Raw genomic sequence first — 14,583 nt, 5'->3', positions numbered from 1 at the left:
CGTAGCACCCGGAGATACATGGTTCTGTGGGCAGCCCTTTGGGCTGACCACAGCCACCCGTGTTTGTGGGTGGCCGTAGGTAGAGCAAAAAGCACCCCGGGCTTGTGCCCGGGGCTCGTTGGGGTTTCTGGGTTGTTTTTGGGTTTCGTCGGTTAGCGGGCGGAGAACTCGGCTTCGAGGGCTCGGGTGATTTGGGAGTGGGTTTCGGTGAGGTGGGCTTCGGTGGCGAAGTCGAGATTGGGGTTGGCTTCGAGGGTGGATTCGATGTCGGCGGCGAGGTTGCGGAGGTTGTGGCGCATCATTCGCTGGACGTCGGGTGACATGAAGCGGCTGAGGCCGAGGTCGATGCGGACGTAGTCCATGAGGGTTGCGACGTGGGCCGACTGGAGGTTGCGGGTGATGGAGGGGATCATCGGTGAGGCGTCGGAGTAGGGTCCTGCGGGGGCCTGCTTGAGGTCGGACCAGACGATATCGGTGAGGGTTTTGAGGTGTTCGGCGGCGGTGTATTTGTCGTCGGCTTCTACTTTGACTTCGGCGTCGTAGATTCGCTGGATGAGGGGGTAGGCCATGAGGTCCTGGAGGGCTCGGGCCTGTGCTCGGGTGATGACGGTGTGGATGGGGTAGTCGAGCATGAGTGCGCCTTCGCCCCGCCAGCGTGAGGGGGCGAGGTTGTTGAGCAGCTCGGCGTCGAGGGGGTAGTAGTCGGGGTTGAAGATGGTTTTGGCCAGCGTCTGCATGGCGGAGCGCATCTCTTCGGCATCGAGCGGGTCGAGGGCGGGGGGCGCGTCGGGGTCGCCGAGGCGTGAGCGGCTGTAGTGCTGTCCGCCAACGATGCGTGAGACGAACATGCCGGGCTGGGTCTTCTCGAAGAGGAGGGCTGCGAACATGTTGCGGAGGAAGTAGCGGGGCTCATCGGGGTCGATGGCCCACTCGGTGACGTTTTCGAGGAGTTCGTCGGCCAGTTCTCCTCGGGTTTCGAGCCAGGCTTCGGGGTCGTTGCTCATGTCCCAGCGGTTGGTGAGGGGATCGGGGGAGTAGATCCACATGGTGTCTTCATCGGTGGCGTAGGCGAGCTCGGGCTGTGTGGAGCGCGAGCCGACTTCGGCGAGGTAGTCCTGGAGGGACTGGCCGGGGGCGGGCTCGCCGTAGCCGTATTCGATGGCCCAGTGGTCGTAGGGACCGAGGTCGGGGGTGGTGAAGGTTTTGACCTCGTCGAAGTCGTCGCCTTCGAAGAAGAGGATGGGGTTGTAGTCCATCACGGAGGCGGAGGTGGGCTCGTTGGTGAGGTCGCGGCGCTGGCGGATCTCGTCGAGCGAGAGCCAGCCGGAGGCGCGGAAGTTGTGCCGGAGTCCGAGGGTGTGGCCGACTTCGTGGGCGGTGATCATCTGGATGATCTGGCCGATGAACTGCTCGGGGACTTCCTTGCCGGAGGGGGTTCCGAGTCGTGAGAGCATGAGGCCCATGGCCATCTGCTGCTGGAGTCCGTGTGCGAGTTCGCAGGTGGCGCCGTCGCGGCTGTGGTCGCAGGGCGCGGCGAGGGCGGAGATCTGCTCGTAGGTTTCCTCGTCGATGTGGCCTTGCTCGGTGACGTGCTGCATGATCTGGGTGTACTTGTCGTAGGCGGGTCCGCGCCAGTTGCTGAGCGACTGGGGGCCGAGCTGGTCGAACTCGGTGGTGAACCAGCGGATCATGGAGTCATCGAAGATGATGTCGGCGTCGAGGATCTGTCCGGTGCGGGGGTCGGCGACGGAGGGGCCCATGGCGAAGGCGCGGCCAGAGACGATCCAGCGGAGGAAGTTGTAGCGTGCGTCTTCGGGGTCGATGTTGGCGAACTCGTTGGTGTCGGTCTGTTGCTGGACGACGATGGCGTCGACGTAGCCGATCTGTTCGAAGGCCTTGTTCCAGTCTTCGATACCGGCGCGGACCCAGCGTCGCCAGCGGATGGGGACGGTCTTCTCGATGATGAAGACGATGGGTTCCTTGGGGGGCGAGAGTTCGAGGGAGGGGTCCTGTTTTTGGAGCTTCCAGCGGTTGGCGTAGCGGATGGCGGTTTCGCGGGCGCTGTAGCTGGTGGACCAGTCCTGTCGGCTGGTGACGAAGTAGCCGACGCGTTCATCGGCGGGTCGTGGGGTGTAGGAGCCGAGGGCTGGGAGTTTGCGGAAGGCGTAGGAGACGCCGACGGATTCGCCGCCGAAGGCTGAGGACATGGCGAGGTCGACATCGATGAGGATGTTTTCGGGGAAGTTCTTGGCCTTGCGGAGGACGGAGAGGGCTCTGTTGGGGTTGCCGGAAGCACCCATGGGACGCGGGGGCCGGGCGATGTTGCTGAAGATGAGGCCGCCGAGGTCGACGACGGGGTCGTTGCCGGCCATGGTGATGATGGGCAGGGCGGCGATGAAGCTGGGTCGGTAGGTGCGCTCGATGGCGTCGTTGACGGGTGTGCCGGGGGTCTGGACGTAGCGGACGTTGGGGACGACGAGCTTGACGTGCTTGCCGACGCGTTCCCAGCGGACGAGCCAGTCGCGCCACATGAAGCCGGCCATGGATCCCCGGGAGATGCTGGTGGCGAAGAGGAGGTCTTCGCCGAGGAGCGAAGCGGGGATGCGGCAGAGGAGCTTGGTGTGGTCCTGCTTGGGGTCGTCGCCATGGGGGCGATAGAGGGTCATAAGGCCGGGGATTTCTTCGAGGCCTTCGGTGACTTCGCTGAGTGGCGGATAAGCGGGCTTCTCGGCGGGGGTTTCGGCCTGCTCGCCGTTCTGTGCGAGCAGGGTCGTGGTGGTGAAGGGAGCTGCTGCGATGAGCAGTGATGCGGCGAGGGTGAGGGAGGTGAATGGGGTTCGGAAGAGACGGGTGGTGATCATCGAACAACTCCGGGTACTTCGGGAGGGGACTGTGTCGTGTGGTTATCGATCGGAAAGGCCCCGCGACGCGATTGCGCCGCGGGGTCTGTAGGCAATACGGACCTTAGGGAGGGTGTGTTCGGTCTTCCTCCTCTGAAGACATGTTATCGGGCATCAGGCGTTTTCGGCGAGGTCGAAGAGGAGGACCTGTGATTTTTCTTCGGCGGTGATGGTGATGCCGGGTTCGGCCTGGATGGCGAGGGCGTCGCCGGCCTGGAGTTGGTGGCTGTCGGCGGTGGCTTTGCCGGTGGCGAGGTGGAGCCAGCCGGAGCGGCCTTCCTCGAAGTCGTAGGTGAGGGTTTGTCCGGGGTCGAGGTCGGCGACGGAGAGTCTGGCGGCCTGTGCGATCGGCAGGGTTTGGGGGCCGAAGCGATCGGTTTCGGTGTCATCTGCGGCGAGGAGTTGCCATTGGTTAGTTCGTCCTTCCCGGGGGTAGGCGTGCTGGTCGTAGCGAGGCTCGACGCCTGGGGTTCGGGGCTGGATCCAGATCTGGAGGAAGTGGGTGGGTTCGGTGTTGGAGGCGTTCATCTCGGTGTGATAGATGCCGCGACCGGCGGTCATGACCTGGAGTTCGCCTGGTGTGAGTGTCTGGAGGTTGCCGAGGGAATCGCCGTGTTTGAGGGCACCGGAGAGGACCCAGGTCATGATTTCCATGTCCTTATGGGGATGCTCGCCGAAGCCGCCGGCGGGGGCGACGATGTCGTCGTTGATGACGCGGAGTGGCCCGAAGCCCATGTGCTGGGGGTCTTGGTACTGGCCGAAGGAGAAGGTGTGTCGGGAGTTGAGCCAGCTGAGATGGGTGGCTCCGCGGTCGTTGGCTGGTCGTGGGGTGATCATGATGTGTCCTTTCTGGTTTGGAACAATAGTTGTTATAACAAATAAATGGGGTTGGGATTTATTCCCGGCAGCCCGCGTTGGGGGATGAGACAGCATCGGGTGTGGTCGTTGCGGCTTGGGTCGGGTGGTCTGGGTGGCTTTGGAGTGGTGCGGGAAGAAAATGTCAAAAAATCGCCGTTAGGGTGTTGTAAGCGTGACCGGAGTTGGTTAGGGTCTTGTTCACCTGACGCAACCCCAACATTGACGCTTAAAGGAGCCTCCCTTATGGTGACTGCAGCAGTGAAAGACAAGACCAACGGCCGGGCCGCGACCTCCGGAACGGAGGCCAGCCAGCCAACATCTCAGCGACGAGGAGCCGCCATGGCGCGTTCAGCAGCGACGACCGGAGGAAAGACGATGACCGAGGGTCGGTTTGACGACCGGGAGAAGAAGGCGGCGTTGGAGCGGACGCTGTCGCAGATCGACAAGAGCTACGGCAAGGGCTCGATCATGCGCCTGGATGATGACCCGACGAAGCTGGTGCCGGGGATTTCGACGGGATCGATCAGCCTGGACCTGGCTTTGGGTGGTCGGGGGATCCCGCGTGGGCGGATCATTGAGATTTATGGTCCGGAGTCGTCGGGTAAGACGACGCTGGCGCTGCACACGATTGCGAGTGGGCAGAAGGAGGGGGGCGTGGCTGCGTTCATCGATGCGGAGCACGCGTTGGACCCGACGTGGGCGCGGAAGCTGGGCGTGAAGCTCGAGGACCTGCTGGTCTCGCAGCCGGATACGGGTGAGCAGGCGCTGGAGATCTGTGAGTTGCTGGTGCGGTCGAACGCGGTGGACATCATCGTGGTGGACTCGGTGGCGGCGTTGATTCCGCGTGCTGAGATCGAGGGTGAGATGGGGGATTCGCACGTTGGCTTGCAGGCCCGGCTGATGAGTCAGGCGATGCGGAAGCTGACGGGGGCGATCAATCGTTCTTCGACGACGGTGATTTTCATCAACCAGATCCGTGAGAAGATCGGTGTGATGTTTGGGAGTCCGGAGACGACGCCTGGTGGGCGGGCGCTGAAGTTCTACGCTTCGGTGCGTGTGGACATTCGGCGGACGGGCTCGATCAAGGAGGGGGATGAGGCAGTGGGTAACCGGGTGCGTGCGAAGGTGGTGAAGAACAAAGTGGCCCCGCCTTTCAGGCAGGCGGAGTTCGACATCATGTTCAACGAGGGGATCAGCGCGACGGGTGATCTGATTGACCTTGGTGTTGAGACCGATGTGGTTCAGAAGTCGGGGGCGTGGTTCAGTTTCGGGGAGGTTCGGCTGGGGCAGGGCCGGGAGAACTCGAAGAAGTTCATTGGTGAGAACCGTGATCTGTTTGAGGAGATCAAGCAGAAGGTGCTTGAGGCCAAGGGCGTCGCGGGGAAGCCGGTGGCTGAGGATGAGGCGGAAGTCGAGAAGGATGACGAGGCTTAGGCTCGGTGCCAACGGACGTTCGTTGACGGTTTGATCTTTGGGCTGGCCCGCGGTGGGCTTGTCGATGGTGGACTGGCTAAGGGTTGTGGGTGGAGGGCTGGTGGCGTTGCGTCTGTGCCTGGAGGAGGCGCAGGGGTGGTGTTGCCGGCTTTCCGCTCGTGACCTGCCTGGTGTGGGGACGCGTGTTTGGTGGTTGGATGCGGTGCTGGGCTGCTGGAGGTTGCTGGTGAGTGGGGTGTGCCAGAGGCGTGGTGTTTTCTGTAGCTGGCTTGGGTTTAGGGGAGGTCTTTGCGGTGTAAGGGATCGGGTGGTCTTGGTTTCGGAGCGGGTGAGGGTTGGTTCTTTGGGGGTCAGATGATGGATTGTGGTCGAGGTGGGGTGGCGGCCGATGTTTAGGGGGTGAATGGGACGCCTGACTACATCGTGGATATCGAGGGGCTGCGGCCTGTGGGTGATGAGGCGGCGAGGGAGGCTGAGCCGCGTCGGCGGTGGATCGCGGTTTTCTGGAAGTGCTGCTCGACGTATTCGCGGGTTTATCTGAATAGGGGGGGGGAGGCGTATGAAGGTGGGTGCCCGCGTTGCGGGTCGCGGGTGCGGGCGGTGATCGGGCCGGAGGGAACGGCGACGCGGTTTTTTGAGGCGGAGTGAGGTGGGGCGGGTCAGGTGCGGGGCGGTCGGAGGTTGGGATAATCGCGGAGGCCGGGCGGAACTTCGCCGGGGCCGGGTCCGCCGCCGGGCTGGTTGAAGGAGGGGTCGGGGCTTGCGCGGAAGTGGCGAGGTATGACGGGGAAGTCGCGGGTGATGACGTAGTAGTAGGTGCCATCGGGGAAGTCGGGCGTGACGCCGAAGCGGCCGTTGCAATCGTCGAGGTCGCCGAGGTCCGGTACGTATTGATAGTCTTGGATGAAGGCACCGTCGTGTTGCCCGCCTGGGGTAGCAGGGCGTGGGCCAGAGCGGAGTTGGTAGGAGGGTTTCAACTCGCGGAGGGGGCTGCCAGCATCGAGAGGGTCGGCGTGAGCGAAGGGTCCGTAGACGGGGAAACCATCGGCGGCCCAACCGAGGAGTGTCATCTTTGCGGTCTCTCCGCCGGCCTGCTGTGTGAGTCGGTCATAGAGGGGCTGGGGGAGCCCGTGGTAGTGGTAGCCACCGCCGGGCTGGGTGTGCGCGTTGTTCTCGTCTACACCGAGATGTGCCCCGATCGTGGGATGGAGGGGTTCGAACTCCCAGCCGGATTTCTGGTCGCCTTTGAAGAAGGGCCCTGCAGGATCGAAGGGGATGCCGTTGATGGCGACTCCGAAGCGCGTGGTGAGTATTGGAACTGGCTGGTCACTGGTGGTGGGTTGGAGGGGGATGGTGAAGCGATAGGCTTGCCGTCGGATGGCGAAGGGGTTGTTGGGGTTGGGGAAAGGTCCGGTGGTGTGATCGGGTAGTCCGTTGGATTCGATGATGCGGTACGTGGCTGTGGTGGTAATGGTGAGGTGGTTGTCCTCGGGCTGGTAGGCGGGCCTGAGCAGGGCGGGGGTGAGCAGGACGGCGGCGATGAGCAGCGTAAGGAGGAAGCCGAGGAGATGTGAGCGTTTCATAATGCGTCCTTGTGGGGGTGACACTGTTGTGGTCGAGAGGACTGACGCTTTGTCGCTAACAACTAAAGCAAGGTTGATCTTTATATTAAGGTATCCAGCATGCGGTGTCGGCAGAACTGATCCATCTGCTGTAAGTACGCACTGGAGTCGGATCGCATCAAATGGAGATTGCTAGTTGGTTGAGGACGTGGTTCGTTGCGGGTCAGACTTGTTTGGGAGGGTTGGTGGTGTCGGCGTCTTTGGGTTCATCGGTTTCGGAGGCGGTGGAGCTTCCTGCGCCAGGGGCTATGGGCCTTGATTTGCTGGGGATGGGCGGTTTGCTGATAAGGCGTTGTCGGGTTGGTGGCTGATTGTGTCTGGCGTAGTCTGTCGGCATGCGTGAAGCTAGTGTGACCGTCGAGGAACTCGTGGGGGCATCGGATCGGGCTGAGGCGTTGGAGGTGTTGGCGGAGGCGTTTTCGGGTCATCCGATGGTGCCGGCGGATCCCCCCGGGCGGCCGCGGTATTGGTGCGCGCGGGTGATGATGGGGACGATGCTGGAGGTATTTGATAAGGCTCCGGGAGCTGGGCTGCTGGGTGTGCGTGCGGAGGGAGAGCTGGCTTGTGTGGGGTTTGTGCACGACTACGGGTATGAGCCGAAGGGGTGGGATCTGGTGAAGATGATGTGGCGGGTGGTTCGGGTACTGGGGGTGGCGCGGATGTTTGAGGCGATGCGGGTGATGTCGGAGAAGCATGCGGGGGGAGGGGCGGAAGCTGGAGCTGCTGATTCTGGGGACGCGGGCGGATCATCAGCAGCGGGGTTTTGGTCGGGCGGTGATGCGTGAGGTGATCCGTCGTGCGGAGGCGGGGGGTTATGAGGCGGTGACGCTGGAGGTGGCGAAGGGGACGCCGGCGGAGGGGTTTTATGAGCGAGAGGGGTTTGTGGGGGGGAAGGAGCTGGCGATGAAGGCGGGGGTGTTGGTGATGATGCGGCGAGAGATAACTGGAACAGGAGATTAACTGTTACCGGTGGAGTTAATATATGAGGTGAGGTCATGCAGAGGATTCGGTGAAGCTATGAGCCAAGCGATTCAACTCCTGGACAAGTCGACGCCAAACAACTTCTTCGGGCCATTGGTCTTCGGTGATCCAGCCATTGACTTGTCGCAATGATTCGAACTGTGCTGCGGTGAGCTCGGTGTGCATGTCGAGGCTGTCAGGTCGGTACAACTCAGGTTTCCATCGTGCTTTCAGTTCGATCAACAGCTTTGGATTAGGCTTGTTCTCTTCGAGGTGGGCGGTTAAATCTCTTAGCGGCTTGAGCCCGACAGCGATGCGTTTGGAGAGGCTTGAGGTACTTCGAGGCGGGCGTTTGAGGGCTAGAAAGTGATCGTCATCGATCGAGTAGGCCAAGATGCCATCCTTGGGGTTGAGTTGGTGCGTGAGGTAGATATTCCGATGGATAGACTTACCCAAGAAGGCCGTAAAGTGGCAGAGATGGATGAGGTTGCCTCGATTTAACTCGCGGTCGTCAACATCGAAATCGATCTCATCATCACAGAAAAAATGCGAGATGATCTTGAGGCTGGCGACGTCAAGCCTCAGGAGAGAACTTACGGTATCGGTCTTAATTGAATGAACGGCTTGTGATGTGGTCGCGGGTTTTCCATCATGCAGAAGTTCTGTGGGCCAATTACTGACTAGTAGATCGTTGACGGTCTTCTGCCATAGGGCTAAGTCAGTCTCGAAGGCATAAATATCTCTCAAGGCCCCATCGGGCTCAAAGTCTTCTTCCAGTTGGAGATAGAGATCTCTGGCTTCCTGCTGGGTGAGAGAGCTCACGACTCTTCGGCTTCGGCGTTTGCAGCGGCCCCGACGTTGAGGGCGGCGAGGATTTCGGTGGAGGTGGTGGCGGCGACAACGCGTTGTCGGAGGGAGGGGTTGTTGAAGGTTTTGGCGATGAGGCTGAGGAGTTGGATCTGGTCGTCGGTCTGATCTGGTGGGGTGAGGATGAGGAAGATGAGTTGGGCGGGTTTGCCGTCGCGGGCGTTGAAGTCGATGCCCCAGCGTGAGGTGGCGATGACGAGGCAGGTTTTGGTGAGTCCTTCGAGGCGTGCGTGGGGGACGGCGAGGCCGTTGGGCAAGCCGGTGGGCATGATGTGTTCGCGGTCGATGACGTGTTGCTGGATGGTGTTGGGGTTGAGGCCTGTGATCTCGGAGGCGCGTTGGCTGAGGGTGGCGATGAGCTGGTCTCGGGAGGCGGCTTCGGGTTCGATGAGGGTTCCGCGGTCGGTGATGTAGTCCTGGAGGCGTTTCTGGGTTTTGCCGCCCAGGGCCCATTGGATGAGGGGGCCTGCAAGGAGTGAGGTTCCGAGGGCCATGACGACGATGGCGACCATGAGTTCGTCGGAGATGAGTCCGGCTTCGCGGGCGAGTTGGCCGAGGATGATGCCGACGGCTCCCTGGGCGGCCATACCGAACCCGACGGCCCAGGATTCCTTGGATGAGAGGCCGGCGATTTTGGCTCCGACGACGCAGCCGCCGATTTTCCCGATAAGTGCGACTGTGAAAACGAGGGCGACGAGTCCGGGGTTGAAGTTGGCGGCGAAATTAATGCCGATGCCGATGGATGCGAAGAAGAGGGGGGCGGCGATGTTAGAGATGAACTGATTGATGGTGTCGCGGGTGCGTTCGGTGAGGTGGTGTGAGTCGCCGATGGCGACGCCTGCGATGAAGGCTCCAAAGATGGAGTGGACGCCGAGCGATTCGGTGGCTGCGGCGCAGAGCATGGCGATGAAGACGACGAAGCTGAGAACCCCGCCTGGCCAGGACCAGTGGGCCTGGACGTAGGGGAAGGCGCGGTGGAGGATGCTTCGGCCGATGGTGAGCATGGAGACGAGGAAGGTGAGGGTGAGGGCGATGACCATCCAGACGGGCATGGAGGCGGCGTCGGCGTCGGCGATGAGAGCGAGGACGACGGCGAAGCCGATCCAGCCGACGAGGTCGTTGAGCATGGCGGAGGAGATGATGAGCGCGCCGAGGTCGGACTTGGCGAGGTTGAGGTCCATGAGGATCTTGGCGATCACAGGGAGGGCGGTGATGGAGAGGGCAATACCGAGAAAGATGGCGAAGGCGAGTCCGTGTTCGCTGTCTTCGTTGCCGAGGATGCTGGGGGCGTTGAGGCCGAGGGTGAGGCCGACGGCCATGGGGACGGCGACGCCTAGGGCGCTGACGCAGGCGGTGGCTTTGCCTTGTCGCCAGACGGTTTCGAGATCGACCTCGAGCCCGACGACGAGGAGGAGGAGGGTGGCGGAGAGGATGATGACGCCTTCGCGGGCGATCCAGACGGCGCCTTCGAAGGGGAAGAGGTAGGCGAATGCGTCGGGTGCGAGGTTGCCGAGGATGGTGGGTCCGAGGATGACCCCGGCGAGGATTTCCCCTAAGACCGCTGGCTGGCGGAAGGCGCGGGCGAGCTCGCCCAGGATGCGGGCGAGGCCGAGCATGATGGCCAGGGAGAGCAGCAGGACGGTGATCTCACTGACGGAGAGGGCGCCTGCGGCGAGGGTCAGGGGCATCTAGGGGGACTCCGAGGGGCTGAGGGTGGGATTGACTGGCCGTGGTGAGTTTAACGATCTGGCGGTTTGGGTTGTTGGCGGGGTTTGGCGGCTGGCGGGTTGGGGGTGAGGTTGTTTTGGCGGAGGGGTTGGGTGGACTACACTTGCAAGGATGGAGGACATTTTCTTATCGCAGCGATCCCCGGCACGGCCTGATCAGGGTCTGGATGTGTTGGTGTGGGTGTCGGCGGGGTCCAGGCGGCGGGCTCGGTTACTGGATCTGATAGAGCGTCGGGGGATGCGGGTGGAGGTGGTGGGGAGTGATCTGATGGCGGCGGTTCGTCTGGCTCAGGTTCGTCCGCGGTTGCTGCTGATGGTGTCGCCGGATGGTGGCTCGTGTGATGAGCGGGGTTGGCGGGTGCGGGCGGAGGTGCTCAAGAGGCTGGTGGCGGAGCGGTTCGCGGGGGTTCGGTGTCTGGTGCTCGAAGCGGAGGCGAAGGGGCCAGCGGCGAACAGCCGGCCAGCGGAGGGCGTAAGTGGAGGTGGGGCCGGGTTGGGTTCGGAGGCGCGTGATGATGGCGTGGTTTTGATGCGGGCCCAGCCGGCGCGGGAGCGGTTGTCGCCGGTGCTGGTTCAGGTGCCGGATGCTGAGCGGCTGCGGCCGCCCGAGATCACGCAGGAAGAGCTTCGAATGCTGCTTGGACCGTATCCGGATGAGGAGTCTGCCTGATCGCTAAGGAACTGGCACAACCTGCGTCTCATGGTGCACGGCCGGTCATTCTGATCGGTCCGGAGCTCTGGCGTGCGTCGCTGGCTGAGAAGGCGAGCGGTCTGAATGGGTATGTGCGTGTTGAGTTCGCGCGTAGTCTGGCGGAGGGGCTGGTGATGGCGGAGTCGATGGGGCCTGCGAGTCTGGTGGTGAAGCCTGAGGGTGATCTGGTGCTTGATGCGGATGTCGGGGAGGCATTGTCGGCGATCACGCGGCGGCCGAGGCTGCTGGTGGATCGGTCGGCGGCGGAGGCGGTGAGTGATCGGGTGCCGGTGGATGGCTGGGTGGATGTGGGGATGAGTGCGGCGTCGCTTGCCGATGCGGTGGGTGCGGAGGTTCAAGCGTCGGTTCCATCGGCCGTTTCTTCGGAGACTCCGGTATCTGTTGATGCGGTGGCGCCAGCGGCGGCTTTGGGTGCGGGTGAGGCGTTGCCTGGGGATGTGGACCTGATCGATGCGGCGCTTGAGGATGGGGAGGGGTTGTTTGAGATGTTGGGGCGGGTGCTGCGGGGGCATACGGGTTTGGGTGATGTGGCGGTGGCTGGGGAGCGTGGGGTGATTGAGCCGGATCGGGTGGTGCTGGAGGCGGGGCATGGCGGGCAGGTTTATGGGTTTGTGCATGCGGGTGCGGGCGCGTCGATGGATGCGCTGCGGCCTTGGGCGGCGTGGGCGGCTCGGTGGCTGATGCTGGCGGAGCGTTACCGGCAGATGCAGGAGATGGCGTTTCGCGATCCGCTGACGGGGGCCTGGAATCGGCGGTACTTCGACCGGTTCCTGGAGCGTGTGCTGGTGCGGGCGGCGGAGGAGCGTAGCCAGGTGACGCTGATGGTTTTTGATATCGACGATTTCAAGTCGTACAACGACCGGTATGGGCATGGCGCGGGTGATGACATTCTGCGAGAGTCGTCGCGTTTGATGTCGTCGGTGGTTCGTGAGCACGATGTGGTGGCGCGGATCGGTGGGGATGAGTTTGCGGTGATTTTCTGGGATGCGACGGGCCCACGGTCGGCGAACAGTCGTCACCCGCAGGATGTGCTGGCGGCGGCGCGGCGGTTCCAGAAGGCATTGTGCACGCATCGTTTCCCGGGTCTGATGCAGGAGGCGTCGGAGACGTTGACGATCTCGGGCGGGCTGGCGAGTTATCCGTGGGATGGTCGGTCGGCGGCAGAACTCTTGGAGCGGGCGGATCAGATGGCCCTGGCGTCGAAGCGTCAGGGGAAGAACGCGCTGACGTTCGGTCCGGGGGCTCTGGATGGGTGCGACCGGGGCTGAGTTCGGTTCTTTTTTGATAAGCGGGGTTTTTAAAGGCTTTTGGGGGAGGGATCGGTCGATTCATTGGGTGGGCGTTGCTCGAAAGGGCTGGCTGCTCAATAATCAGGTCTTCTGCAGGTCGGCAGGATCCGGCTTGTTCCCTTTGCTTCCCTAGAACGAGGAGCGCTGAGCATGTCCTTTGATTCCACTATTCATGCCAAGGCCGGCGAACTGATCAAGCTCAGCTATGAGATGACAGCGGCGGCGGGTTCGGGCCATCCGACGAGTTGTGCGAGTCTGGCGCAGCTGGTGACGGTGCTGATGTATGACCACATGCGTTACGAGCCGGCCAACCCGGCGCATCCGAGTTCGGATCGTCTGGTGTTGTCGGAGGGGCATGCGGTGCCGGTGGTGTATGCGGCGTGTGCGGACCTGGGGGTGCATATCGGTAGGGACCGTGACAACCTGCGGGCGATGACGGTTGAGGATGCGATGACGCTCCGGGCGATCGACTCGGTGGTGGATGGCCACCCGAACCCGGTGGAGGGTTTCCCGTTTTTCGATGCGGCGACGGGTTCACTGGGTCAGGGGCTGTCGGTGGCAGCGGGGCTTGGGGCGGCGGCGAAGATCGATGGCCTAGATAAGCGGATCTTCTGCATCATCGGTGATGGTGAGTCGCGAGAGGGGCAGATCTGGGAGGCGATCGACTTCATTCGGGATCACGATCTGAAGTCGGTGCTGCCGATTTTCAACTGCAATGTTTACGCGCAGTCGGATGTCGTGAGCCCGCAGCAGACGGCTGAGACGACGGCTAAGAAGCTGGAAGCGGCGGGTTACAAGGCGGTGGTGATTGATGGCCATCGTCCGTCTGAGATTCAGGCGGTTCTGAATGAGCACGCTGAGGGCCAGCACAATCCGGATGCGCCGGCGATCGCCGTGGTGGCGAAGACGGTCAAGGGTTGGGGCAGTCCGTCGCAGCAGGGCAGTGGGCATCACGGCAAGCCGGCGGATGGTGAGGACATGGTCAAGGCCCTTGAAGAGCTTCAGAAGACGCTGAATGATCTCGGGGCGACGGCGGATACGAAGATCGGTATTAAGCTGATGAGCCCGAAGAAGCCGGACCCGGCGAAGCTGGAGACCCCGGCGAGCATGGACGAGGCTTTGAAGCAGTTCGGCATGGAGGATGTGCTGAGCAAGGGCAAGCTGGCGACGCGTCGGGCGTATGGCGTGGCGCTTCGGGCGCTGGGTCATGCTCGTGGGGATATCGTCGCGTTGGATGCGGACGTGAAGAACTCGACGTTCGCTGAGATGTTCTCGAAGGATGAGGCGCTGGTGGATCGGTATTTAGAGTGCCGTATCGCTGAGCAGAACATGTATTCGGTGGCGGCGGGTTTGTCGGCGGCGGGCAAGGTGGCTTACACCTCGACGTTCGCGAAGTTTGTGGCTCGCGGTTACGACCAGATCGAGATGGCGATCAACTCGGGTGCTCACTTCAAGGTGGTGGGGTCGCATGCGGGTATTTCGCTGGCGGCGGATGGTCCGAGTCAGATGTCGCTGCCTGATATTGCCTGGTTCCGGTCGTTTGCGACGATGACGCGGCCGAACGGTCAGCCGGGTTGTTATGTGCTGCAGCCTTCGTGTGCCTATCAGGCGTATGGGCTGACGATGGCGATGGCTGAGTACGACGGCGTGTGCTACATGCGGACGCTTCGTCCTGACCTTGAGTTCCTGTATTCGGCGTCGGATACGTTCACGCTTGGCGGGCACGAGGTGCTGTCGCAGGGTCGTGATCTGCTGATCGTGGCGACGGGTTACATGGTGCATCAGGCCAACAAGGCGCTGGAGCAGCTGGACAAGCAGGGCGTGGACGCGACGCTGGTTGACCTGTATTCGATCCCGTTCGATTCGGATGCGATTCTGGATCTGGCGAACGCGAACAATGGGAACATCTTGACCCTTGAGGATAACTACGGCGGTGGTGCGGGTTCGGCGATTGCGGACGCGGCTTCTGCGGATGGTGGTGGGTTCACGGTCAAGCAGATGCACGTGCGGAACCTGCCGAAGTCGGGTCGTTCGACGGATGACCTGATGGACTACTGCGGTCTTAGCGTGGATGACATCGTGAAGTCGGCGATGGGCATGCTGGAGTTGTCGACGGCCTGAGTGCGTTTTGATCGCTGACGCACCGGTTCTTGGATGCGTTTGTGCGAGCGGTTAATGGTCTTTTGAGTGACATGGAAAGCAGGCCCCGGCGGG

Annotated in this window: 12 protein-coding genes; 7 read left to right on the top strand and 5 right to left on the bottom strand. The window is 62.4% G+C overall.

Annotated elements, in window-relative coordinates; genetic code table 11:
- Positions 1–152: 152 nt before the first annotated feature.
- Both ACQZAB_RS13320 and ACQZAB_RS13315 read right to left on the bottom strand, forming a co-directional pair.
- Positions 153–2,861, bottom strand: coding sequence for a zinc-dependent metalloprotease (locus ACQZAB_RS13320; protein WP_428390006.1), 2,709 nt, complete (start codon positions 2,859–2,861; stop codon positions 153–155).
- A gap of 153 nt (positions 2,862–3,014) precedes the next feature.
- Positions 3,015–3,737 (bottom strand): pirin family protein, encoded by a 723-nt coding sequence (locus ACQZAB_RS13315; RefSeq protein WP_428390005.1) that lies wholly within the window; start codon positions 3,735–3,737, stop codon positions 3,015–3,017.
- A gap of 396 nt (positions 3,738–4,133) precedes the next feature.
- Here ACQZAB_RS13315 and recA point away from each other — a divergent pair, with 396 nt between their 5' ends.
- Both recA and ACQZAB_RS13305 read left to right on the top strand, forming a co-directional pair.
- Entirely contained in the window at positions 4,134–5,192 is a 1,059-nt protein-coding gene (gene recA, locus ACQZAB_RS13310) for a recombinase RecA (protein WP_428390169.1), read from the top strand.
- 399 nt (positions 5,193–5,591) lie between these two features.
- Positions 5,592–5,840, top strand: coding sequence for a hypothetical protein (locus tag ACQZAB_RS13305; protein WP_428390004.1), 249 nt, complete (start codon positions 5,592–5,594; stop codon positions 5,838–5,840).
- Between the two features lie 11 nt (positions 5,841–5,851).
- On the opposite strand, the gene ACQZAB_RS13300 is transcribed toward ACQZAB_RS13305, so the two are convergent.
- A complete protein-coding gene (locus tag ACQZAB_RS13300; RefSeq protein WP_428390003.1) occupies positions 5,852–6,775 on the bottom strand; it encodes a YHYH protein in 924 nt (307 codons plus the stop codon).
- Between the two features lie 374 nt (positions 6,776–7,149).
- Between ACQZAB_RS13300 and ACQZAB_RS13295 the strand changes: the two genes are divergently transcribed.
- Both ACQZAB_RS13295 and ACQZAB_RS13290 read left to right on the top strand, forming a co-directional pair.
- A complete protein-coding gene (locus tag ACQZAB_RS13295; protein WP_428390002.1) occupies positions 7,150–7,599 on the top strand; it encodes a hypothetical protein in 450 nt (149 codons plus the stop codon).
- Positions 7,508–7,774 (top strand): GNAT family N-acetyltransferase, encoded by a 267-nt coding sequence (locus ACQZAB_RS13290; protein ID WP_428390001.1) that lies wholly within the window; start codon positions 7,508–7,510, stop codon positions 7,772–7,774. The genes ACQZAB_RS13295 and ACQZAB_RS13290 overlap by 92 nt, the downstream gene beginning before the upstream one ends.
- Positions 7,775–7,807: 33 nt before the next feature.
- Here the strand turns inward: ACQZAB_RS13290 and ACQZAB_RS13285 are convergent, their stop codons facing one another.
- Together ACQZAB_RS13285 and ACQZAB_RS13280 are read right to left on the bottom strand one after the other, a co-directional pair.
- Positions 7,808–8,596, bottom strand: a complete 789-nt coding sequence (locus ACQZAB_RS13285; RefSeq protein ID WP_428390000.1) for a hypothetical protein — start codon at positions 8,594–8,596, stop codon at positions 7,808–7,810.
- The gene (locus tag ACQZAB_RS13280) at positions 8,593–10,329 is read right to left on the bottom strand and encodes a cation:proton antiporter (protein ID WP_428389999.1); all 1,737 of its coding nucleotides are present in this window, start codon (positions 10,327–10,329) and stop codon (positions 8,593–8,595) included. The genes ACQZAB_RS13285 and ACQZAB_RS13280 overlap by 4 nt, the downstream gene beginning before the upstream one ends.
- Before the next feature lie 151 nt (positions 10,330–10,480).
- Between ACQZAB_RS13280 and ACQZAB_RS13275 the strand changes: the two genes are divergently transcribed.
- From ACQZAB_RS13275 to ACQZAB_RS13265, 3 genes are all read left to right on the top strand, one after another.
- Entirely contained in the window at positions 10,481–11,038 is a 558-nt protein-coding gene (locus ACQZAB_RS13275; RefSeq protein WP_428389998.1) for a hypothetical protein, read from the top strand.
- Positions 11,039–11,151: 113 nt separating this feature from the next.
- Positions 11,152–12,348 carry a GGDEF domain-containing protein gene (locus ACQZAB_RS13270; RefSeq protein WP_428389997.1) on the top strand — a complete coding sequence of 399 codons (1,197 nt, stop codon included), beginning with the start codon at positions 11,152–11,154 and terminating at the stop codon, positions 12,346–12,348.
- Positions 12,349–12,519: 171 nt separating this feature from the next.
- Entirely contained in the window at positions 12,520–14,490 is a 1,971-nt protein-coding gene (locus ACQZAB_RS13265; RefSeq protein ID WP_428389996.1) for a transketolase, read from the top strand.
- The last annotated feature ends 93 nt before the right edge of the window (positions 14,491–14,583 follow it).

Origin of the sequence: Mucisphaera sp., from assembly GCF_965279675.1 — a bacterium.
GTDB lineage: Bacteria > Planctomycetota > Phycisphaerae > Phycisphaerales > Phycisphaeraceae > Mucisphaera.
The sequence above is the reverse complement of the archived record's forward strand: the minus strand, read 5'-3'. Positions and strand labels throughout refer to the sequence as shown.